This window comes from Burkholderia sp. IDO3, assembly GCF_003366075.1.
Taxonomy (GTDB): Bacteria; Pseudomonadota; Gammaproteobacteria; order Burkholderiales; family Burkholderiaceae; genus Burkholderia; species Burkholderia anthina.
Window position 1 is genome coordinate 1,117,809 of the sequence record NZ_CP028962.1, and the last position, 25,926, is coordinate 1,143,734.

At 68.3% G+C, this 25,926-nt stretch carries 21 protein-coding genes and 1 tRNA gene; 16 read left to right on the forward strand and 6 right to left on the reverse strand.

From position 1 onward, the window contains the following. Positions 1-185: 185 nt before the first annotated feature. On the reverse strand, positions 186-1,130 hold the full coding sequence (locus tag DCN14_RS05200; protein ID WP_096503892.1) for a YihY/virulence factor BrkB family protein: 945 nt from the start codon (positions 1,128-1,130) through the stop codon (positions 186-188). Positions 1,131-1,268: 138 nt separating this feature from the next. On the opposite strand from DCN14_RS05200, the gene fdnG reads away from it, so the two are divergent. The 8 genes from fdnG (at position 1,269) to DCN14_RS05245 (ending at position 10,912) form a co-directional block, all read left to right on the forward strand. Then, a complete protein-coding gene (gene fdnG, locus DCN14_RS05210) occupies positions 1,269-4,340 on the forward strand; it encodes a formate dehydrogenase-N subunit alpha (RefSeq protein ID WP_096503890.1) in 3,072 nt (1,023 codons plus the stop codon). Positions 4,341-4,350: 10 nt separating this feature from the next. After that, on the forward strand, positions 4,351-5,265 hold the full coding sequence (gene fdxH, locus DCN14_RS05215; protein WP_096503888.1) for a formate dehydrogenase subunit beta: 915 nt from the start codon (positions 4,351-4,353) through the stop codon (positions 5,263-5,265). Continuing rightward, positions 5,262-5,888 (forward strand): formate dehydrogenase subunit gamma, encoded by a 627-nt coding sequence (locus DCN14_RS05220; protein WP_096503886.1) that lies wholly within the window; start codon positions 5,262-5,264, stop codon positions 5,886-5,888. Before fdxH ends, DCN14_RS05220 begins: the two co-directional genes overlap by 4 nt. Positions 5,889-5,995: 107 nt before the next feature. Then, positions 5,996-6,931, forward strand: a complete 936-nt coding sequence (fdhE, locus tag DCN14_RS05225; RefSeq protein WP_172441894.1) for a formate dehydrogenase accessory protein FdhE — start codon at positions 5,996-5,998, stop codon at positions 6,929-6,931. A 75-nt stretch (positions 6,932-7,006) separates the two neighbouring features. Next, entirely contained in the window at positions 7,007-8,446 is a 1,440-nt protein-coding gene (gene selA / locus DCN14_RS05230; RefSeq protein WP_096503882.1) for an L-seryl-tRNA(Sec) selenium transferase, read from the forward strand. After that, on the forward strand, positions 8,443-10,368 hold the full coding sequence (selB, locus tag DCN14_RS05235) for a selenocysteine-specific translation elongation factor (protein WP_096504137.1): 1,926 nt from the start codon (positions 8,443-8,445) through the stop codon (positions 10,366-10,368). Before selA ends, selB begins: the two co-directional genes overlap by 4 nt. Positions 10,369-10,406: 38 nt before the next feature. Next, positions 10,407-10,502: transfer RNA gene (locus tag DCN14_RS05240), tRNA-Sec, on the forward strand. Positions 10,503-10,699: 197 nt separating this feature from the next. Then, on the forward strand, positions 10,700-10,912 hold the full coding sequence (locus DCN14_RS05245) for a hypothetical protein (RefSeq protein WP_096503880.1): 213 nt from the start codon (positions 10,700-10,702) through the stop codon (positions 10,910-10,912). 48 nt (positions 10,913-10,960) lie between these two features. Here the strand turns inward: DCN14_RS05245 and DCN14_RS05250 are convergent, their stop codons facing one another. The 4 genes from DCN14_RS05250 to DCN14_RS05265 form a co-directional block, all read right to left on the reverse strand. Further along, positions 10,961-11,260 (reverse strand): hydrogenase maturation factor, encoded by a 300-nt coding sequence (locus DCN14_RS05250; protein WP_096503878.1) that lies wholly within the window; start codon positions 11,258-11,260, stop codon positions 10,961-10,963. A gap of 86 nt (positions 11,261-11,346) precedes the next feature. After that, the gene (locus DCN14_RS05255) at positions 11,347-11,769 is read right to left on the reverse strand and encodes an NUDIX hydrolase (protein WP_096503876.1); all 423 of its coding nucleotides are present in this window, start codon (positions 11,767-11,769) and stop codon (positions 11,347-11,349) included. A 93-nt stretch (positions 11,770-11,862) separates the two neighbouring features. After that, a complete protein-coding gene (locus tag DCN14_RS05260; protein ID WP_096503874.1) occupies positions 11,863-13,251 on the reverse strand; it encodes a uracil-xanthine permease family protein in 1,389 nt (462 codons plus the stop codon). A 111-nt stretch (positions 13,252-13,362) separates the two neighbouring features. Next, positions 13,363-14,151 carry a helix-turn-helix transcriptional regulator gene (locus tag DCN14_RS05265; RefSeq protein ID WP_096503872.1) on the reverse strand — a complete coding sequence of 263 codons (789 nt, stop codon included), beginning with the start codon at positions 14,149-14,151 and terminating at the stop codon, positions 13,363-13,365. A gap of 205 nt (positions 14,152-14,356) precedes the next feature. Between DCN14_RS05265 and DCN14_RS05270 the strand changes: the two genes are divergently transcribed. The 5 genes from DCN14_RS05270 (at position 14,357) to DCN14_RS05290 (ending at position 22,049) form a co-directional block, all read left to right on the forward strand. Then, positions 14,357-16,516 carry a TonB-dependent siderophore receptor gene (locus DCN14_RS05270; RefSeq protein WP_096503870.1) on the forward strand — a complete coding sequence of 720 codons (2,160 nt, stop codon included), beginning with the start codon at positions 14,357-14,359 and terminating at the stop codon, positions 16,514-16,516. Further along, on the forward strand, positions 16,510-17,496 hold the full coding sequence (locus tag DCN14_RS05275; protein WP_096503868.1) for an ABC transporter substrate-binding protein: 987 nt from the start codon (positions 16,510-16,512) through the stop codon (positions 17,494-17,496). Before DCN14_RS05270 ends, DCN14_RS05275 begins: the two co-directional genes overlap by 7 nt. After that, positions 17,496-19,484: a Fe(3+)-hydroxamate ABC transporter permease FhuB gene (fhuB, locus tag DCN14_RS05280; RefSeq protein WP_096503866.1), complete on the forward strand. Its 1,989-nt coding sequence runs from the start codon at positions 17,496-17,498 to the stop codon at positions 19,482-19,484. Before DCN14_RS05275 ends, fhuB begins: the two co-directional genes overlap by 1 nt. A gap of 94 nt (positions 19,485-19,578) precedes the next feature. Further along, entirely contained in the window at positions 19,579-21,210 is a 1,632-nt protein-coding gene (locus tag DCN14_RS05285; RefSeq protein WP_096503864.1) for a cyclic peptide export ABC transporter, read from the forward strand. Next, on the forward strand, positions 21,207-22,049 hold the full coding sequence (locus tag DCN14_RS05290; RefSeq protein WP_096503862.1) for an ATP-binding cassette domain-containing protein: 843 nt from the start codon (positions 21,207-21,209) through the stop codon (positions 22,047-22,049). The genes DCN14_RS05285 and DCN14_RS05290 overlap by 4 nt, the downstream gene beginning before the upstream one ends. A gap of 300 nt (positions 22,050-22,349) precedes the next feature. Here DCN14_RS05290 and DCN14_RS05300 read toward each other — a convergent pair whose 3' ends face one another. Continuing rightward, the gene (locus DCN14_RS05300) at positions 22,350-23,327 is read right to left on the reverse strand and encodes a LysR family transcriptional regulator (protein ID WP_096504135.1); all 978 of its coding nucleotides are present in this window, start codon (positions 23,325-23,327) and stop codon (positions 22,350-22,352) included. 132 nt (positions 23,328-23,459) lie between these two features. Between DCN14_RS05300 and DCN14_RS05305 the strand changes: the two genes are divergently transcribed. The 3 genes from DCN14_RS05305 (at position 23,460) to DCN14_RS05315 (ending at position 25,873) form a co-directional block, all read left to right on the forward strand. Further along, positions 23,460-24,176, forward strand: a complete 717-nt coding sequence (locus tag DCN14_RS05305) for an SDR family oxidoreductase (RefSeq protein ID WP_096503860.1) — start codon at positions 23,460-23,462, stop codon at positions 24,174-24,176. A 207-nt stretch (positions 24,177-24,383) separates the two neighbouring features. Further along, positions 24,384-24,719, forward strand: a complete 336-nt coding sequence (locus tag DCN14_RS05310; protein WP_096503856.1) for a putative quinol monooxygenase — start codon at positions 24,384-24,386, stop codon at positions 24,717-24,719. Then, positions 24,716-25,873, forward strand: coding sequence for an iron-containing alcohol dehydrogenase (locus tag DCN14_RS05315; RefSeq protein ID WP_096503854.1), 1,158 nt, complete (start codon positions 24,716-24,718; stop codon positions 25,871-25,873). The genes DCN14_RS05310 and DCN14_RS05315 overlap by 4 nt, the downstream gene beginning before the upstream one ends. The last annotated feature ends 53 nt before the right edge of the window (positions 25,874-25,926 follow it).

A 25,926-nucleotide genomic window follows, 5' to 3' on the forward strand; every position in this document is an offset into this window, starting at 1 on the left:
GAAATCGAGGCGAGCAAACGTTTGCCGTTGCAGCGCGCATCGCGCGCCGATGCACGGACGCATCGACATGCAGGCGCGCACGGTGGGCAGGATGGTTGCGAAAAGAAAAGCGGCGGCGTAGGGCGAGCAGGGCGACGCGTGCGGCACGCGCGAGGCGCGGCTGCGGGCGAAGCGGGCGGGCGGAATCAGCTGTCGCGAGCGCGATCGGTGGCGCGACCCGTTGACGCCGATGTCGATAGGGATGCGGCTGCGACGTTGCCTGCGCCGCGGTGCGCCGCGCCGCGCGCGGCCGCGAATTCCGCGCCGAGCAGCAGCACGGCGGCGGAGAAGTACAGCCACATCAGCAACACCGCGAACGATCCGGCCGCGCCGAACGCACTCGCCGTGCCCGCATGCGCGAGATACAGCGCGAACAGCTTCTTGCCGCCGGAGAACAGGATCGCCGACACGATCCCGCCGACTGCCGCGTCGCGCCATGCGACGCGCGCGTCGGGCAGGAACTTCATCAGCGCGGCGAACGCGCCCGCGAGCACCGCGATGCCGACGAAGAACTGCAGCAGGTTGGTGACGACCACATACGGCGAATTGCCGAGCAGCCAGGTGCCGACGAACGTGATCGCGGTGTCGAGCACGAGCGACACGATCAGCAGGAACGCGACGCCGAGCACGAGCCCGAACGAAACCAGCCGCACGCGCACGAGCCCGAGCATGCTCGACCAGCGGTTTTCGGTGCTCGGCCAGATCACGCTCAGCGCCGTGTTCAGCGACGCGAACGTTGCCGACGCACCGATCGCGAGCGCGGCGAACGAGATCAGCGTCGCGATGCCGCCGCGCTCGCCTGCGCGATGCGCGTTCTGCACGATGGTCTGGATGCTGGCCGCGGCATCGTCGCCGATCAATTGATGGGCCTGCTCGAACACCTGGCCGCGCGCGGCATCGTCGCCGTAGAACCAGCCGGCCACCGCGATCACCATCACGAGCGTCGGTGCGAGCGAGAACGCGGAGAAGAACGCGATGCTCGCGGCCATCGCCGAGCAGCGGTCGGAGGAGAAACGCTTGAATGCGTTGAGTGCCCAGTTGGCCTGTTGTTGCGCGAGACGGGTGGCTTCCGAGGTGATCTGTCGTTTCATGACGGTTCGGTGGTGTGCTGACCGCGGATATCGGCGGATCAGACAAATCAGTATTGATCCGAAGATTCCATCATAGTTGCGCTGACTGTCTATAATCCTTTCAGTTTCTCCCTACCCCACAAAACCGTCGAGACCATCATGCTACAAATGTCCCGGCGCCAGTTCCTGAAGGTGACGGCCACGTCGCTTGCCGGATCGAGTCTTGCCCTGATGGGCTTTTCTCCGACGGAAGCGCTTGCCGAAGTCCGACAGTACAAGCTGGCGCGCACCACCGAAACGCGCAACACCTGTCCATACTGTTCAGTGGGTTGCGGCATCCTGATGTACGGCCTTGGCGACGGCGCGAAGAATGCGCAGCCGAGCATCATCCACATCGAAGGCGATCCCGATCACCCCGTCAATCGCGGCACGCTGTGCCCGAAGGGCGCGAGCCTGATCGACTTCATCCACAGCCCGAACCGCCTGACGCACCCCGAGTATCGCGCGCCCGGCTCGGACAAGTGGGAACCGATCTCGTGGAATGACGCGCTCGACCGGATCGCGAAGCTGATGAAGGCCGACCGCGACGCGAACTTCGTCGAGACGGCCGAAGACGGCGCGAAGGTCAATCGCTGGCTCACGACCGGCATGCTGGCCGCGTCGGCGGGCAGCAACGAAGTCGGTTACCTGACGCACAAGGCTGTCCGCAGCCTCGGGATGCTCGCATTCGACAATCAGGCGCGTGTCTGACATGGCCCGACGGTGGCAGGTCTTGCCCCGACGTTTGGCCGTGGAGCGATGACGAACCATTGGGTCGACATCAAGAACGCGGACGTGATTCTCGTGATGGGCGGCAATGCAGCCGAGGCCCATCCGTGCGGTTTCAAGTGGGTGACGGAGGCGAAGGCGCACCGCAAGGCGCGGCTGATCGTCGTCGACCCGCGCTTTACGCGTACGGCCTCGGTGGCCGACTATTACGCGCCGATTCGCACCGGCACCGACATCGTCTTCCTGGGCGGCGTCATCAACTATCTGCTGACGAACGACAAGATCCAGCATGAGTACGTGAAGCACTACACGGACTTCTCGTTCATCGTGCGCGAGGACTTCGCGTTCAACGACGGCATCTATTCCGGCTACGACGCGGAGAAACACGCGTATCCGGACAAATCGAGCTGGGACTACGAGCTCGGCGACGACGGCTTCGCGAAGGTCGACCCGACGCTGCAGCATCCGCGCTGCGTCTACAACCTGCTCAAGCAGCACTACGCGCGCTATACGCCGGACCTGGTCCAGCAGGTCTGCGGCACGCCGAACGAGAAATTCCTGAAGGTGTGCGAGATGCTCGCGACGACGGCCGTTCCCGGCCGCGCCGGCACGGTGCTGTACGCGCTCGGCTGGACGCACCACTCGATCGGCGCGCAGATCATTCGCACCGGCGCGATGGTGCAGCTGCTGCTCGGCAACATCGGCATCGCCGGCGGCGGGATGAACGCGCTGCGCGGCCACTCGAACATCCAGGGGCTGACCGACCTCGGGCTGATGTCGAACCTGCTGCCGGGCTACATGACGCTGCCGATGCAGGCCGAGCAGGACTTCGACGCATACATCAAGAAGCGCGTGCAGTTGCCGCTGCGGCCCAATCAGCTGAGCTACTGGAAGAACTACAAGGCGTTCCACGTCAGCTTCATGAAGTCGTGGTGGGGCGATGCGGCGACCGCCGAGAACAACTGGGGCTACGACTACCTGCCGAAGCTGGACAAGCAGTACGACCTGCTGCAGGCGATCGAGCTGATGAATGCCGGCAAGATGAACGGCTACATCTGCCAGGGCTTCAACCCGCTCGCGGCGGCGCCGTCGAAGGTGAAGACGGCCGCGGGCCTCGCGAAGCTGAAGTGGCTCGTGATCATGGATCCGCTCGCGACCGAGACGTCCGAGTTCTGGAAGCATCACGGCGACTTCAACGACGTCGATGCGTCGAAGATCCAGACCGAGGTGTTCCGCCTGCCGACCACGTGTTTCGCGGAGGAGAACGGCTCGCTCGTGAGTTCGAGCCGCGTGCTGCAATGGCACTGGAAGGGCACGGAGCCGCCGGGCGAGGCGAGGAGCGATCTCGAGATCATGTCGGGGCTGTTCCTGCGGATGCGCAAGATGTATCAGACCGACGGCGGCAAGTATCCGGATCCGATCCTGAACCTGACGTGGCCGTACGCGAACCCGGAAAGCCCGACGCCCGAAGAGCTCGCGATGGAGTTCAACGGGCGCGCGCTCGCCGACCTGACCGATCCGAAGGATCCGGCCAAGGTGCTCGTGAAGAAGGGCGAGCAGCTCGCCGCGTTCGCGCAACTGAAGGACGACGGCACGACCGCGAGCGGCTGCTGGATCTTCTGCGGGGCGTGGACGCAGGCCGGCAACCAGATGGGGCGGCGCGACAACGCCGACCCGACCGGCATCGGCCAGACGCTGAACTGGGCGTGGGCGTGGCCCGCGAACCGGCGGATCCTGTACAACCGCGCGTCGTGCGACGTGAGCGGCAAGCCGTTCGACCCGACCCGCAAGCTGATCGGCTGGAACGGCAGCGCGTGGAAGGGGGCCGACGTACCGGACTTCAAGATCGACGAACCGCCCGAGAACGGGATGAATCCGTTCATCATGAACCCGGAAGGCGTCGCGCGCTTCTTCGCGCGCGCGGGGATGAACGAAGGTCCGTTCCCCGAGCACTACGAGCCGTTCGAGACGCCGCTCGCCGCGAACCCGCTGCACCCTGACAACCCGCTGGCGCTGAACAACCCGGCCGCCCGCGTGTTCGCGGACGATCGCGCGTCGTTCGGCAAGGTGTCCGAGTTCCCGCACGTCGCGACGACCTACCGGCTCACCGAGCATTTTCACTACTGGACCAAGCATGCGCGGCTGAACGCGATCATCCAGCCCGAGCAATTCGTCGAGATCGGCGAAGACCTCGCGAAGGAAGTCGGCGTCGCGCACGGCGAGCGCGTGAAGGTGTCGTCCAAGCGCGGCTACATCGTCGCGGTCGCCCTCGTCACGAAGCGGATCAAGCCGCTGATGATCGAAGGCAAGAAGGTCCAGACGGTCGGCGTCCCGTTGCACTGGGGCTTCAAGGGTCTCGCGAAGCCCGGCTATCTCGCCAATACCCTGACTCCGTCCGTCGGCGACGGCAACTCGTATACACCGGAATTCAAGTCGTTCCTGGTGAAAGTCGAAAAGGCGTAAGGGGGAAGAGATGGCATTGCAATCGCTGGATATCAAGCGCGTCTCGGCCACCACGACGCCGCCGCCCACGGTGCGCGAACCGGTGACCGGGAGCGTCGCGAAGCTGATCGACGTATCGAAGTGCATCGGCTGCAAGGCATGCCAGACGGCATGCATGGAGTGGAACGACCTGCGCGACGAGATCGGTACGAACGTCGGCGTGTACGACAACCCGGCCGACCTGACCGAGCACTCGTGGACGGTGATGCGGTTCGCCGAATACGAGAACCCGGCCGGGGACCTCGAATGGCTGATCCGCAAGGACGGCTGCATGCACTGCGAGGATCCGGGCTGCCTGAAGGCATGCCCGTCGCCGGGCGCGATCGTGCAGTACAACAACGGGATCGTGGATTTCCACGAGGAGAACTGCATCGGTTGCGGCTATTGCGTGACCGGCTGCCCGTTCAACGTGCCGCGGATCTCGAAGAAGGATCATCGCGCGTACAAGTGCACGCTCTGTTCCGACCGCGTCGCGGTCGGCCAGGAACCGGCCTGCGTGAAGACCTGCCCGACGGGCGCGATCGTGTTCGGCACCAAGGAGGACATGAAGCAGCACGCGGCCGAGCGGATCGAGGACCTGAAGGAGCGCGGCTTCGAGCATGCGGGGCTGTACGACCCGCAGGGCGTCGGCGGCACGCACGTGATGTACGTGCTGCACCACGCGGACAAGCCGTCGCTGTATCACGGCCTGCCCGACAATCCGTCGATCAGCCCGATGGTGAAGCTGTGGAAGGGGATCGCGAAGCCGCTGGCGGTCGCCGGTCTCGCGCTGACCGCGCTGGCCGGGTTCTTCCACTACACGCGGGTCGGTCCGAACGAAGTCAGCGACGAGGAAGAAGCCGCCGCCCGCGACGAGGCGCGACGCATCAAGGAGGACGCAAAATGAAGCACGACGACCCCAATCTGATCGTCCGCTACACGCCGAACGAGCGCACGAACCACTGGATCACCGCGATCACGTTCGTGCTGCTCGCGTTGTCCGGGCTCGCGCTGTTCCATCCGTCGATGTTCTGGCTCACCGCGCTGTTCGGCGGCGGCCAGTGGACGCGGATCCTGCATCCGTTCGTCGGTCTCGTGATGTTCGTGTCGTTCGCGATTCTCGTGGTGCGGTTCTGGCACCACAACGCGCTCGACGCGGACGATCGTCAATGGCTGAAGCAGATCGGCGACGTGCTGACCAACCAGGAAGACAAGCTGCCACCGGTCGGGCGCTATAACGCCGGACAGAAGCTGCTATTCTTCACGTTGGTGGCATGTCTGCTGCTGCTCCTGCTGTCCGGGATCGTGATCTGGCGGCGCTACTTCTCGTTCTATTTCCCGATCGAGGTGATCCGCGCGGCGGCCGTCGTGCATGCAGTGGCGGCGTTCGTGCTGATCGCGAGCATCATCGTGCACATTTACGCGGCGTTGTGGGTGAAGGGCTCGATCGGCGCGATGGTGCGCGGCACCGTCACGCTGGGCTGGGCACGCAAGCATCACCCGAAGTGGTTCCGTGAAAGCGTGAAGTAGCGCACCGGAGCGGGGCGGCTCGCCATCGCGGCGTATCGCTCCGCCACCGTCGGAACCGCCTGAAAAGCGCCGATCCGTCGGCGCTTGTTCTTTTGGAAGACATATTTGTGACACAACGCATTCTCGAACCGACCGAGATCTCGGCGCTCGATCATTCCGCCATTCCCCGCTTTCGCCTGCCGGAGCGTGGCACCGCATTCGCGGCGCGTGGCGCGCGGCTGCGCAAGCTTGCCGACCTGAACCCGATCAGCGGCTACCTGCGGCTGATGGCCACCGTCGCCGACGCGCAGCACGCGACGCTGCAGCAGTTGAACCTGCCGCTGCCGTCGCCGGAAGCGATCGCACGCGCGCAGCAGCATTCGATGCCGCTCGTGCCGGCGCTCGACGGCGAGCGCAATCCGCAGTGGCGGGCCGTGCTGTATGAACTGCTCGATCGCGTCGACAGCGCCGGGCTCGTCAATCCGTCGCTCGCGAAGCTGCTCGACCGGCTGCGCCTGATGTCGCCCGCCGAACTGGACGCGCAGGCCGACGCGATCCTCGCGCTGCGCTTCGCCGAAGTCGACCCGGCCACCGCGCCGTTCCTGATGGCCGCGTTGCAGGTCGTGTGGACCGATCTCGCCGGCCGCGTCGCGCCGGCCGACATTCCGTATCTCGACCAGCCGGGGCTGTGCCCGGTGTGCGGCTCGCATCCGGTCGCGAGCGTCGTGCGCGTCGGCGGCCAGTTCCAGGGCTACCGTTTCCTGCAGTGCGGGCTCTGCACGACCGAGTGGCACATGGTGCGCACGAAATGTTCGCACTGCGACTCGACGAAGGGCATTGCATACCACGGGATCGAGGGCGGCAGCGAAGCGGTCAAGGCCGAGTCGTGCGACGAGTGCAAGACGTATCGCAAGATCGGCTACCAGGAAAAGGACTACGCGTTCGAGCCGCTGGCGGACGATCTCGCGAGCCTCACGCTCGATCTGCTGATGAACGAGGCCGGCTACCAGCGCAGTTCGCCGAACCCGCTGCTGTGGCCGGACATGTCGCGCGAAGCGGACTGACGGCGGGCAGCCGGGGCGGGCGCGCAAGCGCCGGCCCCGTTTGCCTGCCGCGCATCGAAATGGAGCCACGACTACGTGACCGAACCGGGTTTGAATGAACTGAATGCCGTCCTCGCGCGCGTGCCGTCGGTCGAGCGCGTGCTGTCGTCGGCGCCGCTGCAACCGCTGCTCGCCGACTATGGCCGCACGCGCGTGCTGAACGCGGTGCGCGCCGAACTCGAGCGCTGGCGTACCGCCGCGCAGCATGATCCGTCGTCGGCCGAGCCGCTCGACGAGCCGCACATCGCGGCGGCCGTCGCCCGCACGCTGGCCGCGCAGAGCGCGGGCGCCGTGCGCGCGGTGTTCAACCTGACCGGCACCGTGCTGCATACCAACCTCGGGCGCGCGCTGCTGCCCGACGATGCGGTGAGCGCGGTGGTCGCCGCGCTCACGCAACCCGTGAACCTCGAATTCGATCTCGGCACCGGCCGCCGCGGCGACCGCGACGACCTGATCGACGATCTGCTGTGCGAACTGACGGGCGCGGAAGCCGCGACCGTCGTCAACAACAATGCGGCGGCCGTGTTTTTGACCCTGTCCGCGCTTGCGCCGAAACGCGAAGTGATCGTGTCGCGCGGCGAACTCGTCGAGATCGGCGGCGCGTTCCGCATTCCCGACATCATGAGCCGCGCGGGCGCGAAGCTGCATGAAGTCGGCACGACCAACCGCACGCATCTGCGCGACTATGCGGATGCGATCGGCCCGCGTACGGCGCTGCTGATGAAGGTGCACTGCAGCAACTACGCGATCAGCGGCTTCACGAAGGAGGTGACGCTCGCCGAACTCGCGCCGCTCGCGCGCGAGCACGGGCTGCCGGTGGCGGTCGACCTCGGCAGCGGCACGCTTGCCGACCTGTCGCAATGGGGCTTGCCGCACGAGACGACCGTGCAGGAAACCGTCGCGGCCGGCGCGAACCTCGTCACGTTCAGCGGCGACAAGCTGCTCGGTGGCCCGCAGGCCGGCCTGATCGCCGGCGATCGCGCGCTCGTCGCGAAAATCAAGAAGCATCCGCTCAAGCGCGCGCTGCGCGTCGGCAAGCTGACGCTCGCCGCGCTCGAACCCGTGCTGCGGCTCTATCAGGCGCCGGAATTCCTGCGCGAACGGCTCACGACGCTGCGGCTGCTGACGCGGCCGCGGCACGACATCGCCGAAGCGGCCGAGCGCGTGCGCCCGGCATTGCAGGCCGCGCTCGGCAGCGGCTTCGACGTGCGCATCGAGCCGATGTTCAGCCAGATCGGCAGCGGCGCGCTGCCGGTCGACCAGTTGCCGAGCGCCGGGCTCGTCGTGCGCACGCCGGACGGCAAGCGCAGCGGCCGCGCGCTCGCGCAGCTCGAGAAGCGGCTGCGCGAATGGCCGCACCCGGTGATCGGCCGCGTCGCCGACAACGCGCTGCGGCTCGATTTGCGCTGCCTCGAGGCCGCGGACGAAGCGGCATTCGTCGCGCAATGCGCGCTGATCGCGGGGCCGGCTGCATGATCGTCGGTACGGCAGGACATATCGACCACGGCAAGACGACGCTCGTGCGGGTGCTGACGGGCGTCGACACCGACCGGTTGAAGGAAGAGAAGGCACGCGGCATCTCGATCGAGCTCGGTTATGCGTATACGCCGCTCGAGAACGGCGACGTGCTGGGCCTGATCGACGTGCCGGGCCACGAGAAGCTGATTCATACGATGGCGGCCGGCGCGTGCGGAATCGACTTCGCGCTGCTCGTGATCGCCGCCGACGACGGCGTGATGCCGCAAACGCGCGAGCATCTCGCGATTCTGCAGCTGCTCGGCGTCACGCACGGCGTGGTCGCGCTGACGAAGTGCGATCGCGTCGATGCCGCACGCCGGTCGGCCGTGCGCGACGAGATCGCGACGTGGCTGCACGGCTCGACGCTCGATGGCGCACCGATCTTCGAAACCTGCGCGACGCGCGCGGACGATCCTGGCGTTGCCGCGTTGAAGCGATGCCTCGCCGATGCGGCGCTCGCGTGGCGCGCGCGCCGCGACGACGGCCTGTTCCGGCTCGCGGTCGATCGCGTGTTCACGCTCGCCGGGCAGGGGACCGTCGTGACGGGCACCGCGTTCGCGGGCCGCGTGGCGACCGGCGACACGCTCGCGGTCGTCCGCACCGGCGGCGCGGCGCGCGTGCGCAGCATCCATGCGCAGAATCGGCCGGTCGAAGCGGGCCGCGCGGGCGAGCGTTGCGCGCTGAACCTGGCCGGCGTCGAAAAGGCGGACGTCGAGCGCGGCGATACCGTCGCGGATGCGCGGCTCGTCGCGACGTCGCCGCGGCTGGACGTCGAACTGACGCTGCTGGCCGATGCCGGGCTGACGCTGACGCACTGGGCGCCGCTGCACGTGCATCTCGGTACGCTGCATCGCGTTGCGCACGTCGCGCTGCTCGACGGCGATACGCTCGCGGCCGGCCAGAAGATGCGTGTGCAACTCGTGTTCGACGAACCGGTATTCGCGCTGCCGGGCGATCGCTTCATCGTGCGCAACCCGCAAGCGACGCGCACCGTCGGCGGCGGCCGCGTGCTCGACCCGTTCGGGCCGGCGCGCAAGCGGCGCACGCCTGCGCGCCGCGCATGGCTCGACGCGCTGGCCGTGTGGCTCGACGAAGGGCGGCTCGATGCGCTGCTCGCGCAGGCGCCGCTCGGCATTGCCCGCACGATGCTCACGCATCTGACGGGGTTCGCGCCGGACGTGCTCGGGTTGCCGGACGATGCGCTGGCGATCGGCCAGCGCGATGCGGCGTCGAACGACGGCACGGTGATGGCGCGCACGCACTGGCATGCGTTGCAGGCGCGGGCGATCGACACGCTGCGCGTGTATCACGAGCGGATGCCGGACGAGCAGGGGCTCGATGCGGCACGTCTGCGACGGATGGCGGCGCCGGTCGTCGACGATGCGCTGTGGCGCGCGCTCGTCGATGCGCTGGTGTCGGGCGGGGACGTCGCGCGAAGCGGGCCGTGGCTGCATCTGCCGTCGCATTCGGTGAGCTTCGACGCACGCGAGGAGGCGCTGGCGCGGCAACTGCTGCCGCTGATTCATGCGGGGCGTTTCGATCCGTCGTGGGTGCGCGATCTGGCGCGCGACACGGGCGCAGCCGAGGACGCCGTGCGCGCGCTGCTGCGCAAGCTCACGCGGCGCGGCGACGTGCATCAGATCGTGCGCGACCTGTTCTATCACGCGGAGGTCGTGCGCGAGCTGGCCGGGCTGGTTGCGCATCTCGCGCCGACGCGCGGCGGCGGGCTCGATGCCGCGACGTTCCGCGACGCGACCGGGCTCGGCCGCAAGCGGGCGATCCAGATTCTCGAGTTCTTCGATCGGGTTGGGTATACTCGCTTCCACCGCGATCTTCACTTCCTGCGGCCTGACAGCGGTTGGGTGGGTATTCAGGCGTAGGCGCTCGTCGTGCTTCTCGCTCTTTTGGTTTTTCCCACGGAAGGCATTCGTATCCGGTGGTACGGCCGGACTTCAAATCCGGTTGGGGGTGTCAGACACTCCCGGGTAGGTTCGACTCCTGCTGCCTTCCGCCATTCAGGCTTTCTTTCCCGATTCCCGAACGCAGCCTTTTCGCAGCGGCACTCCGCACAGCGACCGCCAAGCCGTAATCCTGATCGGTAAAAGCACCGAATTCGCACCGATTATTTCCTCGCTATAGTCGAAGCACGGGCGGTCGACGCATGCACCATGCACCGACACCGTCCGGGCAATGACTGTAGACAGGTGCTGTATGAAAAACATAATCGAAAAGACCGCGGGGCCGGTCTGGGGTGTGGCGGCAGGCGTGCTCCTCGCCGTCGCAGGACTGGGTCTCGGCCTTTTCCCGAAATCGCTGCACGGCTCGGGAAGCGCGAACGACTTCATGGCATCCGGCGTCGCGATGCTGGGCATCTTCCTCGTCGTCTATTCCACACACGAATTGCGAAGAAGGCGCTCGTACTGAGCGCACGCGCATCGTTGCTCGGGAAAACGCACCGGGCCGGCCGACGGCTCAGGAGTGCGTGCGTCCTTCGGCCGAACCCGAATCGACGAGCAGATCGTCGACGATGATTTCGCCGGCCGCGCGGCCGGCGCGCAACGCGTTGCGGGTGTTGCGGAACAGGCGGCCGCCATCGTCGCCGAGCCGGATCGGCGCCAGCAGGCGCGGCGCGACGCCGGCTGCCCGCACCTGCACGATCGCGACGAACCCGAACCGCAGCGTGTCGGGCGGCGCGGGGTCGCGCGGCGGGTCGAGCCGGAATTCGCAGCGGACATCGATCGTATATCCGCGGTAGGTGTACGCACTGTTCATCTGCAGCTCGCTCGGAAGGGAACGCGGCGACGGACCGTGGGCGCATCATATCGGCTCGGGCGAGCCGGCGGGGTTGGGGTGTCTACCTACTTGCGCAGCTCGTGCCGGTAGACGAGTTCGACGATCCGCTTCGTCGGAATGCTCGCGCGCAACGCGTCGACGTTGTCGATGGGAAACCACCGGCACCGCTCGATCTCGTTGCTCGCCTGCGGAATCTGGTCGGGGCCGGCTTCCGCGAAGAACACGTGATGGATTTTCGCGAGCCCGGTGAACTGCATCGAGTAGACGAGCGCCTGGCCCGTGATGCCGGTTTCTTCCAGCAGCTCGCGATGCGCGGCTTCGAGCGGCGTTTCTTTACGCTTGATCGTGCCGCCGGGCAGCGCCCATCGCGACGATGCGCGGGCGACGAGCAATACCTGTTCGTTGCGGTAGCAGACCACGGTGGCACGTTCCCTGACCGGAACGACGTCGGCTTCAGGGGTATTCGCGGAGACGAGGGCTTGAGGCATGAACCGATTCTAACCAGTGTCGGGCAGCCGGCCAAGTTGGTGTAGCGCGATGCGGCCCGTCGATCGGGCCGCATCGTCATGGCGTGCGTCGCGTTACTTCTGTTCCGGGAGGAACCAGTTCATCACGAGCGCGCAGATGCCGCCCGTTGCGACACCCGATTCGAGCACGTTCTTCAGCGCGTGCGGGAGGCTGTTCAGGATGTCCGGCACCTGCGACACGCCGAGGCCGAGCGCGAGCGACACCGCGATGATCAGCAGTGCGCGACGATCGAGCTGGATGCCCGAAAGAATGTTGATGCCCGATGCGGCCACCGCACCGAACATCACCATCGCCGCGCCGCCCAGCACGGGCTCCGGCACCGCCTGCAGCACGCCGGCGACGACCGGGAACAGGCCGAGCACCACGAGCATCGCCGCGATCCAGATGCCGACGTAGCGGCTCGCGACGCCGGTGATCTGGATCACGCCGTTGTTCTGCGCGAACACCGAACTCGGGAACGTATTGAACACGCCGGCCAGCAGCGAGTTCGCGCCGTTGACGAGCACGCCGCCCTTGATCCGTTGCATCCACACCGGCCCTTCGACCGGCTCCTTCGAGATCTTGCTGGTGGCCGTCACGTCGCCGATCGCCTCGAGCGAGGTGACGAGGTAGATGATCAGCATCGGGATGAACAGCGCCCACGAGAAGCCGATGCCGAAGTGCAGCGGCGTCGGCACCTGGAACAGCGCGGCCTGGTGCACGCCGGTGAAGTCGAGACGGCCGAGCACCGCGGCGGCGATATAGCCGATCACGAGCGCGATGACGAGCGCGGTGCTCCGCACCCACACGATCGGCACGCGGTTCAGCAGGATGATCGTGCCGAGCACGAGGCATGACAGCGTCAGGTTGCCGGCGCTCGCGAACGTGCCGTTGGCCATCGCGCCGTAGCCGCCGCCCATGCTGATGAGGCCGACCTTGATCAGCGTGAGACCGATCAGCAGCACGACGATGCCGGTGACGAGCGGCGTGATCAGGCGCTTCACGAACGGCAGGATGCGCGACACGCTCATCTCGACGAACGAGCCGGCGATCACGACGCCGAAGATCGCGGCCATCACGGTCTCGACCGGCGTGCCCTGCTTGACCATCACGCTGCCGCCGGCGATCAGCGGGCCGACGAAGTTGAAGCTCGTGCCCTGCACGATCAGCAGCCCGGCGCCCAGCGGGCCGAAGCGCTTGCACTGCACGAAGGTGGCGATGCCGGAAATCACGAGCGACATCGACACGATGAGGGTCGTATCGCGGCTCGATACGCCGAGCGCCTGGCAGATCAGCAGGCCGGGCGTGACGATCGGCACGATGATCGCGAGCAGGTGCTGCAGCGCGGCGACGAACGCGACCATCGGCGCGGGCCGGTCATTGGGGCCATAGACGAGGTCGTGCGACGGGTCGGTATCGTCGACGCCGTGGGAGGCGGATCGGGCGGGGGAAGCGGGTTGCATGGCGAGCGGGCCGGACAAAAGGGAAAGTGCGGCATTTTAGCCGAAGGGCCCGCCCGTGCCGCCCGCGCGCGCTGCAATAGCCGGGATTCCGCGGCGCGGCCGCGCGCCGGATCAGCCGCCGGTCGACAGGTATTGCTGCGGGGCCTGGCCGAACAGCCGCCGGAACATCACGGTAAACGCGCTCGGCGTGCTGTAGCCGAGATCGAGCGCGACGGACGCGACGCTCGCGCCGTGCGCGAGCCGCGTCATCGCTTCGGCCGCGCGCATGTGCTGCCGCCAGTGGCCGAAGCTCATGCCGGTTTCGTCGCGGAAATGCCGGGCGAGCGTGCGGCTGCTGGTGCCGATCTCGTCGGCCCAGCGATCGAGCGTGTAGTCGTTCGCCGGGTCGGTCATCATGTGCTCGCAGATCGCGAGCAGGCGCGGGTCGCGCGGCAGCGGCAACCCGCCTTCGCCGAGCGGCGGCGCTTCTTCCAGCAGCTTCAGCAGCAGCGGCACCGCGAGCGCGGTGCTGCCGTCGGGCGGGTAGTCGCCGCCATCGCGCAGCATGTTCGTGACGAGCTCGCGGATCAGCGAGTCGATCGCGATCACGCGGCCGGTCGGCCAGCGCCACGGGGTGGCATCGGGCTCGACGCTGACCGTGCATAGCGTGAGGCGTCCGACCGCATGCAACTCGTGGTCGATGTTGGGCGGCAGCCACACGCCGCGCGACGGCGGCAACGTCCACGTGCGGTTCGGCGTCAGCACGCGCACGACGCCCCTCAGCGCGAGGATCACGTGGCCGAACTCGTGCTGGTGCCACGGCTCGTGCTGGCCGTTCTCGTAAGTGATGGCCCGCACGATCACGGGCCGCGGCAGGCGGCGCCGTTCATGCGGGTAGCGGTTGAGCAGGAATTCCTTCATCCGGAGCCGGGGTGGTTGATGCGGACTGTTCAGCACCGGACAGAATCTGGCCGAAACTGAACATTTGTTGTCTACCTGCGAAATAAGGTAGTCGCTATGCTTGTCGTGTGTCAACTGAACGAAAACGATAGTGCGACTGAAAATGGTAATGAGTCGCATTAACTATGACGAAAATCGGCGACAGCCATACGCAAGGGCGACAGGAATGAGGTTCGGGGAAATGAAGGGGCCGTTGAAGCTGGGTATCGCGGCGACGCTGCTCGGCGGGACGGTGCTGCGGGCCAGCGCGGCGGACGACGGCACGACGCCGGCGCCGGCACGGGACGGCACGCTGCCGACGCTGGAGGTGCGGGCGGCGTCGATGCAGGACCCGGCGGGGCCGGGCGTCGGCTACGTCGCGACGCGCTCGACGACCGGGACGAAGACGGATTCGGACCGGCTCACGCAGCCGCAGAGCGTGTCGGTCGTGACGCGCGGCCAGATGGACGATCTCGGCGTGCAGACGGTCGATCAGGCACTGCGTTATACGCCGGGCGTCTATTCGCAGGACGGCACCGACATTCGCTTCGACCAGTTGTCGGGGCGCGGCTTCTCGCTCGACTCGTATCTCGACGGCCTGCACCTGTACCAGTCGCCGCGCTTCGCGACGCCGCGCATCGATCCCTATTTCCTCGAGCGGATGGAAGTGCTGCACGGGCCCGCGTCGGTGCTGTACGGGCAGGGCAGCCCGGGCGGCCTCGTCAACTACGTGAGCAAGCTGCCGACCGCCGAGCCGTATCACGAGGTGATGCTGCAGGCCGGCAATCACGACAACTACCAGCTCGGCTTCGACTTCAGCGGCCCGGTCGACAAGGCGGGCACGGTGTCGTATCGCGTGGTCGGCCTCGGGCGCACGGCCGACACGCAGGTCAGCAAGATCAAGGACCAGCGGATCGCGATCGCGCCGTCCGTCACGTTGCGTCCGGATCGCGACACGACCTTCACGCTGCAGGGCGGCTTCCAGCGCGATCCGAACGGCGGCCTGTTCAACCCGGTGCCCGCGAGCGGCACGCTGTTCGTGAGCCCGAACGGGCGGCTCGGCCCCGACCGCTATTTCGGCGATCCCGACCGGGACGGGATGCATCGCACGCAATACTGGTTCGGCTATCAGTTCGATCATGCATTCGACGATCGCTTCAGCGTGTCGCAGACGCTGCGCTATCTGCATATCGACCAGCACTACTACCAGACGTCGGTGACGAGCCCGTTCTCCGCCGACGGCAAGACGGTCTCGATGTGGGGCAACGTCGACAACGAGCATTACACGCAGTTCGAGGTCGACACGCATGCGCAGGCGCGTTTCTCGACGGGCCCGGTCGAACATGTCGCGCTGTTCGGCGTCGACTACCAGCGCTCGATGCTCGGCGACAACGAGGGCAATTCGGTGGTCGGCACGGTCGACCTGTTCCAGCCGAACTATGCGGCGCTGGGGACCCAGCCCGTCGACACGCGGCTCGACTATGCGCTCAGCACGTTCGGCGTCTATGCGCAGGACGAGGCGCGCTACCGGAACTGGGTGCTCACGCTCGGCGTGCGCCAGGACTGGGCGGGCGGCAACCAGCAGACGACGTCGCTCGCGTCCGGGGCAGGGACGATCTACCACTCGAACGACCACGCGTTCACGTGGCGCGCGGGCCTCGCGTACCGCTTCGACAACGGGATCGCGCCGTACGTCAGCTATGCGCGCTCGTTCCAGCCGCTGCTCGGCGCCGCGTATGGCGGCGTGCCGTATTCGCCGACCCGGGGCAAGCAGCTCGAGGCGGGCGTCCGGTATCAGCCGAAGGGCTTCGACGGATTCTTCTCGGTCGCGGCGTTCACGCTCACGCAGGACAACGTGCAGGTGACGGACCCCGTCCATCCGCAGTTCGCGATCCAGACGGGGCAGGTCCGCTCGCGCGGCATCGAGGCCGAGGCGCACGCGAACGTCACGCCGAACCTGAAGCTGATCGCGTCGTATTCGTACCTGAATCAATCGGTGACCGAGAGCACGATGGCGAACCTCGGCAAGCGGCCGACGATCGCGCCGCGTCATACGGCGGCCGCCTGGGCCGACTACACGTTCCTGACCGGGCCGCTGCGCCACTTCGGTATCGGTTCCGGCGTGCGCTACACGAGCAGTTCGGCGGGCGACAGCGCAAACACGTTCGACGTGCCGGCGCGCGTGCTGGTCGATCTGGGCGTGCACTACGACCTGCAGAACTGGCGGCTCGCGCTGAACGTGAACAACCTGTTCGATCGCGAATACATTTCGTACTGCTCGTCGTCGTCGCTGTGCTACTGGGGCGCGACGCGGACGATCCTCGGCACGGCGCGCTATCAATGGTGACCACGGTGCTTCACGATGCGGGCGGTATCGAGGCGGGGCCGGCCAGCGTGACACGTCGCCGCGCGCTGGCGTGGTGTGCCGCGGCCGCAATCGGCAGCGTGGGCGGCGTGGGCAGCGTGGCGCATGCGGCCGTTGCCGCGTCGCCGCTTTCGGCTTCGCCCGTGACGGCGGCTTCCGCGCACGGGGCGCCGAGAGTCGTCGTGCTCGACTGGCCGCTGACCGAGATCGTGCTGTCGCTGGGCGTCGTGCCGGTCGGCGTGGCGCGTCCGCCGTGGTACATGCGCGTCGACGGGGATCCGCCGCTGCCGTCAGGCGTGACCGATACGGGGCTGCTGTTCCAGCCGAACTTCGAAGTGCTCGATGCGCTGAAGCCGGATCTCGTCGTCATCACGCCGTTGCATGCGCCGCTGCGCGCAATGCTCGAACGGATCGCGCCGACCCTGACCGTCGGGCTGTTCGGGCGCGGGGTCGATGTCTATGCGGCCGTTCGCGATGCGACCCGGCACCTCGCGCAGCGCTTCGACCGTCGCGCGGCGGCCGATGCGCTGCTGGCGCGGGCCGACGCGCAGCTCGCCGACGCGACGCAACGGCTGGCGGCTTTCCGCGCGGCGGGGCGGCCGGTCTATCTGTTGTATCCGATCGACGACCGGCACATGTCGGTGCTCGGCGCGAACAGCCTGTACGGCGGCGTGCTGTCGCGCGTCGGGATCGCGAACGCGTGGCGCGGCGACGCCGATCCGCAGGGCGCGACGCAAACCGGGCTCGCGGCGCTCGCGCGGCAGCCCGATGCGCACGCGCTGCTGCTCGACGTGCCGGCCGGTGTCGACGCGCAACTGGCGCGCGGCCCGCTGTGGAATGCGCTGCCGTTCGTGCAGGCGCGTCGCGTGCACGGGCTCGGCGCGCTGCCGTCGCTGGGCGGCGTCGTCGCGTCGATGCGCTTCGCGCACGGCATGGCGCTGGCATTGCAGGAGGGTTCGTGATGAAGGCGCATACGATGACGGCCGATGCCGGCGCACGCGCATGGGCGCTGCCCGCGCTGCTCGCGGCGGCGACGATCTGGGCCGTCGTTCACACGCTGTCCGCGCAGCTTCCGGCCGCGCAATGGTCCGGTGTACTGACGGGTGGTGCGCACGCGTCGCTGACGCAGCTCGTCGTGCGCTATGCGTGGTTGCCGCGGGTCGTCGTGTCGCTGACCACGGGCGCCGCGCTCGCGCTGGCCGGCGTCGTGTTCCAGCAGGTGCTGCGCAATCCGCTGGCGGAACCGCTGACGCTCGGCGTGTCGTCGGGGGCGTCGCTGGCGTTGTCGGCCGCGTCGATCATGGCGCCCGCGCTGGTGGCGGGCGAACGTTTCGCGGTCGCGCTCGGCGGTGCGACGCTCGCGATCGCGGCCACGCTGGCGCTGACGTGGCGCAAGGGTTTCGCGCCCGTATCGGTGACGCTCGCCGGCATGGTCGTGAGCCTGTACGCCGGCGCGCTCGCGGTGCTGCTCGCGATCGTGAACGAGCGTTCGCTGGTCGCGGTGTTCATCTGGGGCGCGGGTTCGCTCGTGCAGAACGGCTGGGACGTCGCTGCGTGGCTCGTGCCGCGCGTGGCCGGCTGCATGGTGGCCGCGTGGCTGCTTGCGCGGCCGCTCGCGCTGTTCGCGCTCGACGATCGCGGTGCGCGCCGGCTCGGGTTGTCGGTCGTGGCGGTGCGCCTCGCCGCGCTGGCGGTTGCCGTGTGTTTGAGCGCGCTGGCGACGAGCGCGGTCGGCGTGATCGGCTTCATCGGGCTCGGCGCTCCCGCGCTCGCGCGGCTCGCCGGGGCGCGCCGGCTGCGCGACCGGTTCGTGTGGGCGCCGTGCATCGGCGCGCTGCTGCTCACGCTCGCGGACCAGGCCGTGCAATGCCTGCCCGGCGCGCTTGGCGAAGCGCTGCCGACCGGCGCCGCGCTGGCGCTGCTCGGCGGGCCGCTGCTGCTCGCGATGCTGCGGCGCGTCCATACCGGCGCGGTACGGCCGGCGATGGATACGCACGACGTACGGCGCCGCTCGGTCGCCCGGTTCGCGCTGCCGGGCGTCGCCGTGCTCGCGCTGGCCGTGTGGGCGTCGCTGCATTTCGCGGTGACGACGGACGGCTGGCAATGGACGCATGCCGCGCAGTGGCCGGCCGTCGCGTTCTGGCGGGTGCCGCGCGTGGCCGCGTCGCTCGGCGCGGGCGTGATGGTCGCGCTGGCCGGCACGGTACTGCAGCGCCTGACCGGCAATCCGATGGCGAGCCCCGACCTGCTCGGCGTGAGCGGCGGCGCGATGCTCGGGCTGCTGGTCGCCGCGCTCGGCGCGGGCGTGCCGTCCGCGCCGGTGCTGCTGGGCGGCGCATCGGCGGGCGCGCTCGCGTGCCTGGCGGCGATGGTCGGGTTCGGCCGTCGCGGCGGTTTCGCGCCCGACCGGATGCTGCTCGTCGGCATGGCGATCAGTGCGTTCTCGCAGGCCGTGATCGTGCTCGCGACCGCGCGCGGCGGCCTGCAGGCCGAACTGCTGCGCGCGCTGCTGTTCGGCTCGACCTATGTGGTCCTGCCGCAGACGGCGATCGCGGTCTGGATCTGCACCGTGGCGGCCGGGGTGCTCGCGTGGCTCGCGTTGCGCTGGCTCGACATCCTGCCGCTCGGCGCGGATGTCGCGAATGCGCTCGGGGTGCGCGCAAGCCAGGCGCGCGCGGCGTTGTTCGCGGTGGCCGCGATCCTGACGGCGGGCGCGACGATCGTGATCGGGCCGATGTCGTTCGTCGGGCTGATGGCGCCGCATTTCGCGCGGCTGCTGGGCTTCACGCGCGCACGCTCGCAATTGCCGATCGCGGCGCTCGTCGGCGGGTTGCTGATGGTTGCGGCCGACTGGCTCGGCCGCAACCTGCTGTTTCCGCAGCAACTGCCGGCCGGCATTCTCGCGACGCTGGTCGGCGGACCGTATCTGCTCTGGCTGTTGCGGCGATGACGTCGACGCAACGCCGCATCTCCACTACAACTGATGGCGGCACGCCGCCCGTCGCGCGAGCGGCGGGGCGGCGTCGCACGTGCAAGGATTCCCCATGTCGCTGTTTCGTTTCCTGACCGGCAGTTTTCGCTGGACCCTGCCGCTCGCGTTGCTGACGAGCCTCGCGAGCGGGATCGGCAATGCCGTGCTGATCGCGCTGATCAACCAGGCGCTCGGTGCATCGGCCGAACGCCTCGTGGCGCTCGGCTGGCGCTTCGCGGCGGTCGTCGTCGCGGTGCTCGCCGCGCGCGCGGTGTCGCAGATGCTGTTCATGTCGCTCGGGCAGCGCGCGAAGGCGATGCTGCGCATGCGGACGATCCGCCGCATCGGCGATGCGGCGTACCCCGATCTCGAACGGCTCGGCAGCGCGAAATCGCTGTCGGTGCTCACGCAGGATCTCGACACGATCGTCGTGTTTTTCGTCAACCTGCCGACGATCGCGATGCAGGGTGCGGTGATCGCCGGCTGTCTCGCGTACCTCGGCTATCTGTCGTGGCAGATCCTGCTGTTCGCGGCCGTCACGATCGGGGTCGCGATGCTCGGCTTTCGCGTGGTCCAGGGGCGCGCGCTGACCGACCTGCGCGATTCGCGCCGGCGTGAGGACGATCTCGTGCGCCACTTCCGCGCGCTGTTCGACGGCGCGAAGGAGCTGAAGCTGCATCGCGCACGCCGCGATGCATTCGTCGACGAGATGCTCGCCCCGGGCGTCGAAGCCGTGCGCGTGCAGCGCACGCGCGGCTACATGCTGTACGCGGCCGCGGCGAGCTGGGGCAACCTGGTCCTGTTCGCATTCATCGGCCTCACGCTGTTCGTGCTTGCGCGCTGGTTCGAGATCGATGCGCGCGTCGCGTCGGGCTACGCGATGGTGTTCCTGTACATGATCATGCCGATCGAAGGGCTGCTCGCCGCGATTCCGTCGGTCAGCATCGCGCGCGTCGCGTTCGAGCGCATCGAGCAGCTCGATGCGGAACTGCCGCGCGAGCCGGTGGGCGGCGCGCGGCCCGTGCGCGCGTTCGGGCGGATCGCGCTCGACGGCGTCACGCATCGCTATGTGCGCGACGGCGAAGCGTTCACGCTGGGGCCGATCGACCTGTCGTTCGCGCCGGGCGAAACGGTGTTCCTGATCGGCGGCAACGGCAGCGGCAAGACGACGCTCGCGAAACTGATCACGGGCCTGTACGCGCCCGAAGGCGGGCGAATCCTGCTCGACGGCGAGCCGGTCGATGCGGCGTCGCGCGAGCGTTACCGGCACCTGTTCTCGGCCGTGTTCAGCGATTTCTTCCTGTTCGAACGGCTGTTCGGCATCGACATGGCGTCGCGCCAGCGGGCGCGCGCACTGCTCGACGCGCTGCAGCTGTCGCACAAGGTGGCGGTCGATGGCGGCGCGTTTTCCACGCTCGAGCTGTCGCAGGGGCAGCGCAAGCGGCTCGCGCTGCTGGTCGCGTATCTGGAAGACCGGCCGTTCTACGTGTTCGACGAATGGGCGGCCGACCAGGATCCGCTGTTCAAGGATGTGTTCTACCGGCAATTGCTGCCGGAACTCAAGGCGCGCGGCAAGACGGTGCTGGTGATCTCGCACGACGACCGCTATTTCGCGCTGGCGGATCGCAGCGTGAAGCTCGACTACGGGCAGATCGTCGCGCAGTCCGCTACCGTGGCGCCGCATTCGACGGTATCTCCGACATGAATCCGATTGCTTCCGTACCGGCGCCTGCTCTCGCGCCGGATGTCTCCGCGGCCGTCGCGTCGCCGGCCCCGTTTTTCGCGCTCGAACGCGTGTCGTTCGAAGCGGCCGGTCGCGTGCTGCTGCATCCGGTCGATCTCGCGTTCGCGCGCGGCAGCGTGGTCGGCCTGCTCGGTCACAACGGCTCGGGCAAGTCGACGCTGGTGAAGCTGCTCGCGCGGCAGCAGCGGCCGTCGGCAGGCACGATTCGTCTGCAGGATCGCCCGCTCGATACGTGGGCCAACCGGGCGCTGGCGCGTGCGATCGCGTATCTGCCGCAGCATCTGCCCGCGACCGACGGGCTGACCGTGCGCGAGCTCGTCGCGCTGGGCCGCTATCCATGGCATGGCGCACTGGGCCGGTTCGGCGACGAGGATCGCGCGATGGTCGACGATGCGTTGCGCGCGACGGACGTCGCGGCATTCGCGGATCGGGCGGCGGACAGCCTGTCGGGCGGCGAGCGACAGCGCGCGTGGCTCGCGATGCTCGTCGCGCAGCGCAGCGAATGCCTGCTGCTCGACGAGCCGATTTCCGCGCTCGACGTGCGGCACCAGATCGAGGTGCTCGCGCTCGTGCGCGCGCTGGCGCTCGAACGCGGGCTCTGCGTGGTCGTCGTGCTGCACGACGTGAATCTCGCCGCGCGCTATTGCGACCGGCTCGTCGCGTTGCGACAGGGGCGCGTCGTGGTCGAAGGGACGCCGGATGCGTTCATGCGCGATCACGTGCTGACCGACGTCTACGACATCCCGATGGGCACGGTCGCGCATCCGGTGGGGCAAGGGCGGATCGGGTTCGCGTATTAGGGGGCGTTATCGACGTACTCGCCGCGACGATGCCTGCGGCGCGTGGAATCCGGGGAGTTCGGGAAGCCGCTGCTCGATGAACTGCAGGAACGTGCGGGTCCTGAGCGATGACGCGGGTCGATCACCTGGTCGTCACGGCGGGGCGCTTCATCGCCGGCAAGCTGGCCGACACCGATCCCGATCAACTGTTCGCCGCGATGCACGAGCGCATCGCCGGGCCGGCTTATGCGATAGATCCTGCACGTCGACGGCGGCGGCCGGCTGGTGTGACGCCGGCGCGTTTCGCCCGAACCGGGTGCCTCAGCCGGTTGCGCGCGAACCCGTGCCGCGTGCCGACGCGCGCGGCGGGCGGGAATCCGGATACGCGCGCTTGCATGTGTCGATGACGGTATCGCGCAGGCGGCGATGTACCGGGTCGCCGTGCATGCGCGGATGCCACAGCGCCGAAACGAGAATCCCGGGCAGTCGAACCGGGATGTCGAAGCTGCGCAGCCCCAGCGCTTGCGCGAGCCCCGGCGTGAATGCATTGCCGAGGCTCGAGCGCGGCACGAGCGCAATCAGGTCGGTGCCGGCCGCGACGCGCATCGCATCGGGGTAGCCGGGCACGACGACATGTACGTCATGGGCGGGCGCGCGCGGACCTGTCGCCTCGTCGGCCGGTCCGCCGAAATCGCCCAGCTGCGACGCGATCACGTGACGGCACGCCGCGTAGCGCGCGGGCGTGATCTTGCCGGATGCGAACAGCGGATGCCCGGCGCGCGCCACCGCGACGTGCCAGTCGTGAAAGAGCGGGCGCGTGTGCAGCTCGGGCGCGTCGTCGCCGCGTTTGCCGATCTCCAGATCGACCGTGCCGTCGCGCAGCGGCCCCGGGTCGCGATCGGGCTTCGAGACGAAACGCACGCGCACGCCGGGCGCGATGTCGCCGATCGCGGCGACCACCGGGCCGGCGAGCATGTCCATGAACGACGCCGCCGCGCGCAGGGTGAAGGTGGCCGCGAGCGTCGACATGTCCACGTCGGCCGTGGCCGGCCGCAGCACCGCACGGGCGTCGCTCGCGATCGCATGCGCGCGATCGCGCAAAGCGGTTGCGTGCGGCGTCGGCACGAGCTTGCGTCCGGCGCGCACGAGCAGCTGATCGCCGGTGGCGGCACGCAGCCGCGTAAGCGTGCGGCTCATCGCCGACGTGCTCAGCCCGAGCCGGCGCGCGGCGGCGGTCACGCTGTTTTCGGTCAGCAGCACGTCGAGCGCGGCGACGAGGTTCAGGTCGATGTCTTCCATCCGGACAGCATACGGCATTGCGCGGCTTGGCATGGCGTTCGATGCAACTATTCCTTGAGTTCGGTGCGTCTGGCGCTCATTGATGCACGCACCTATAGTGGCTGCATGACGGATTTCCACACAGGCAGAACCATGCAATCGACTGTATCGAACCCGCGAGCACCCTCGATCCTGCTCGTCGCCGCGTCACGAGGGCTCGGCCTCGCGATGGCGGAGCAATTCCTGAACAAGGGCTGGCGTGTCACGGGCACGGTCCGTGAAGGGGCGGCGCGAACGAAACTGCACGAACTCGCCGGACGCTTCGACGGCAGGCTCGAGATCGAGACGCTCGACATCTGCGAGCCGGAACAACTGGCCGCGCTGCGCGAGCGTGTGTCGGGCAGGCGCTTCGACATGCTGTTCGTGAACGCCGGAACGACCAATGACCCGAACGAAACGATCGGCGAAGTGACGACCGGCGAATTCGTGCGCGTGATGATCACGAATGCGCTGGCGCCGATGCGCGTGATCGAGACGCTGCAGGATCTCGTGACCGACGATGGCCTGATCGGCGCGATGTCGTCGGGGCAAGGCAGTGTCGCGAACAACGTCACCGGGATGCGCGAGGTCTATCGCGGCAGCAAGGCCGCGCTGAACCAGTTCATGCGCAGTTTCGCGGCACGCCAGGCCGGCACGTCGCGTGCGATGGTGCTGATGGCGCCCGGCTGGGTTCGCACGGAACTCGGCGGCCCCGACGCGCGACTGACCATCGAGGAAAGCGTGCCGAGCCTCGTGGACGTGCTGATCGGAAAACAGGCGCGGGCGGGGCTGGAATACCTCGATTACCTGGGGCGCACGGTGCCGTGGTAGCGGCCGGTGCATCGGTGACGACCACCGCGCGAGAGACGACCGGCATCGGTGCGGCCGGCATTCGACAGGCGCGCGGCGCGCTGCGAATGCCGCGCCGATTCAATACAATGCGACGTCGGGCCGTCTGCTCGATATCCGTGCGGACGATCGCCGCCTTCCTGAACGTCGGCCCGTCGTGACGGGCCCCTGTCGAACCCGGAGCGCAGCATGAACGAGCCTTACCTGCAGGTCATCGCCCATTACTTCGCGAAACCCGGCAACGGCGACCGCGTGATCGAACTGCTGGCCGAACTCGCACCGGCCACGCGCGCCGAGCCGAAGAACCTCGACTACGCGTACTTCCGGTCGCCGGTCGACCCCGACCACATCGTGATTCTCGAGCGCTACCGCGACGCCGACGGGCTCGACGCGCATCGGGAAACGCCGCATTTCCAGCGAATCGGTGTCGGAGCGATCATTCCGTTGCTCGATCGCCGCGACGTGACGCGCTACATGGTGCAGCCGGACACCGGCACGGCGACGCCACCGGGAGACAGCCGATGAACCCGTTTCAATTCCGTACCGTTCCGACGCAGATCGTCGAATTCGGCGCCGCGCGCCGGCTCGGCGCGCTGTTGCGCGAACGCTTTCCGGCGCTTGCGCGGTTATGCGTCGTCACCGACGCGTTCCTGCATCGCAGCGGCGTGCTCGCGCCCGCGCTGGAGAGCCTCGCCGCGCACGGCTGGCAGGTGAGCGTGATCGACGACGTGATTGCCGACCCGCCCGAGCACGTGGTGCTCGAAGCGACCGAGCGGGCGGTGGCGGCCGATGCCGAGATCGTGCTCGGCCTCGGCGGCGGTTCGTCGATGGACGTCGCGAAGCTGATCGCGGTGCTCGCACCGGGCCGGCAGGCGCTGGCGGACATGTACGGCGTCGACAAGGTTGCGACGTCGCGGCTGCCGCTCGTGCAGATGCCGACCACGGCCGGCACGGGCTCCGAAGTGACGGCCGTGTCGATCGTCACGGTCGGCGAGGCGCGCAAGATGGGGGTCGTGTCGCCGCACCTGTTCGCGGACGTCGCGATCCTCGATGCCGAACTGACGCTCGGGCTGCCGCGCGCGGCGACGGCGGCCACGGGCATCGACGCGATGGTGCATGCGATCGAGGCTTATACGTCGTCGCGGCTGAAGAACCCGGTGTCCGACATGCTGGCCGTGCAGGCATTGACGCTGCTGTCGCGCAATCTGCTGAAGGCCTGCGACGACGGCACCGATCGCCACGCGCGCGAAGCGATGCTGGTCGGCGCGATGTTCGCGGGGCAGGCGTTCGCGAACGCGCCGGTCGCGGCCGTGCATGCGCTGGCCTATCCTGTCGGCGGCATTTTCCACGTGCCGCACGGGCTGTCGAACGCGCTCGTGCTGCCGCACGTATTGCGCTTCAACGCGCCGGCCGCCGCGCCGCTGTATGCGGAACTGGCGGCGATCGTCGCACCGTCGGCGACGGGCAGCGACGATGCGAAGGCGCAGGCGCTGATCGGCGAGATCGATCGCCTGATCGTGGCGACGGGCATTCCGAACACGTTGCGCGAAGTCGGGATCGGCGAGGGCGACCTGCCGAGGATGGCGTCGGACGCGATGCTGCAGACGCGCCTGCTCGTGAACAATCCGCGCGAAGTGACGGAAGCCGACGCGCTGGCGATCTATCGGCAGGCGTGGTGATGCGCCGGGCGTGAAGGCGAAGCGGTCGACGGCGCGACGCCGCCGGCCGGCCC

What these genes read in the sequence shown, in the direction of transcription:
- DCN14_RS05200 (WP_096503892.1), bottom strand. Translation starts at nt 1,130, where the DNA reads ATGAAACGACAGATCACCTCGGAAGCCACCCGTCTCGCGCAACAACAG.
- fdxH (WP_096503888.1), top strand. Translation starts at nt 4,351, where the DNA reads ATGGCATTGCAATCGCTGGATATCAAGCGCGTCTCGGCCACCACGACG.
- DCN14_RS05220 (WP_096503886.1), top strand. Translation starts at nt 5,262, where the DNA reads ATGAAGCACGACGACCCCAATCTGATCGTCCGCTACACGCCGAACGAG.
- selB (WP_096504137.1), top strand. Translation starts at nt 8,443, where the DNA reads ATGATCGTCGGTACGGCAGGACATATCGACCACGGCAAGACGACGCTC.
- DCN14_RS05245 (WP_096503880.1), top strand. Translation starts at nt 10,700, where the DNA reads ATGAAAAACATAATCGAAAAGACCGCGGGGCCGGTCTGGGGTGTGGCG.
- DCN14_RS05250 (WP_096503878.1), bottom strand. Translation starts at nt 11,260, where the DNA reads ATGAACAGTGCGTACACCTACCGCGGATATACGATCGATGTCCGCTGC.
- DCN14_RS05255 (WP_096503876.1), bottom strand. Translation starts at nt 11,769, where the DNA reads ATGCCTCAAGCCCTCGTCTCCGCGAATACCCCTGAAGCCGACGTCGTT.
- DCN14_RS05260 (WP_096503874.1), bottom strand. Translation starts at nt 13,251, where the DNA reads ATGCAACCCGCTTCCCCCGCCCGATCCGCCTCCCACGGCGTCGACGAT.
- DCN14_RS05265 (WP_096503872.1), bottom strand. Translation starts at nt 14,151, where the DNA reads ATGAAGGAATTCCTGCTCAACCGCTACCCGCATGAACGGCGCCGCCTG.
- DCN14_RS05270 (WP_096503870.1), top strand. Translation starts at nt 14,357, where the DNA reads ATGAGGTTCGGGGAAATGAAGGGGCCGTTGAAGCTGGGTATCGCGGCG.
- DCN14_RS05275 (WP_096503868.1), top strand. Translation starts at nt 16,510, where the DNA reads ATGGTGACCACGGTGCTTCACGATGCGGGCGGTATCGAGGCGGGGCCG.
- fhuB (WP_096503866.1), top strand. Translation starts at nt 17,496, where the DNA reads ATGAAGGCGCATACGATGACGGCCGATGCCGGCGCACGCGCATGGGCG.
- DCN14_RS05285 (WP_096503864.1), top strand. Translation starts at nt 19,579, where the DNA reads ATGTCGCTGTTTCGTTTCCTGACCGGCAGTTTTCGCTGGACCCTGCCG.
- DCN14_RS05290 (WP_096503862.1), top strand. Translation starts at nt 21,207, where the DNA reads ATGAATCCGATTGCTTCCGTACCGGCGCCTGCTCTCGCGCCGGATGTC.
- DCN14_RS05300 (WP_096504135.1), bottom strand. Translation starts at nt 23,327, where the DNA reads ATGGAAGACATCGACCTGAACCTCGTCGCCGCGCTCGACGTGCTGCTG.
- DCN14_RS05305 (WP_096503860.1), top strand. Translation starts at nt 23,460, where the DNA reads ATGCAATCGACTGTATCGAACCCGCGAGCACCCTCGATCCTGCTCGTC.
- DCN14_RS05310 (WP_096503856.1), top strand. Translation starts at nt 24,384, where the DNA reads ATGAACGAGCCTTACCTGCAGGTCATCGCCCATTACTTCGCGAAACCC.
- DCN14_RS05315 (WP_096503854.1), top strand. Translation starts at nt 24,716, where the DNA reads ATGAACCCGTTTCAATTCCGTACCGTTCCGACGCAGATCGTCGAATTC.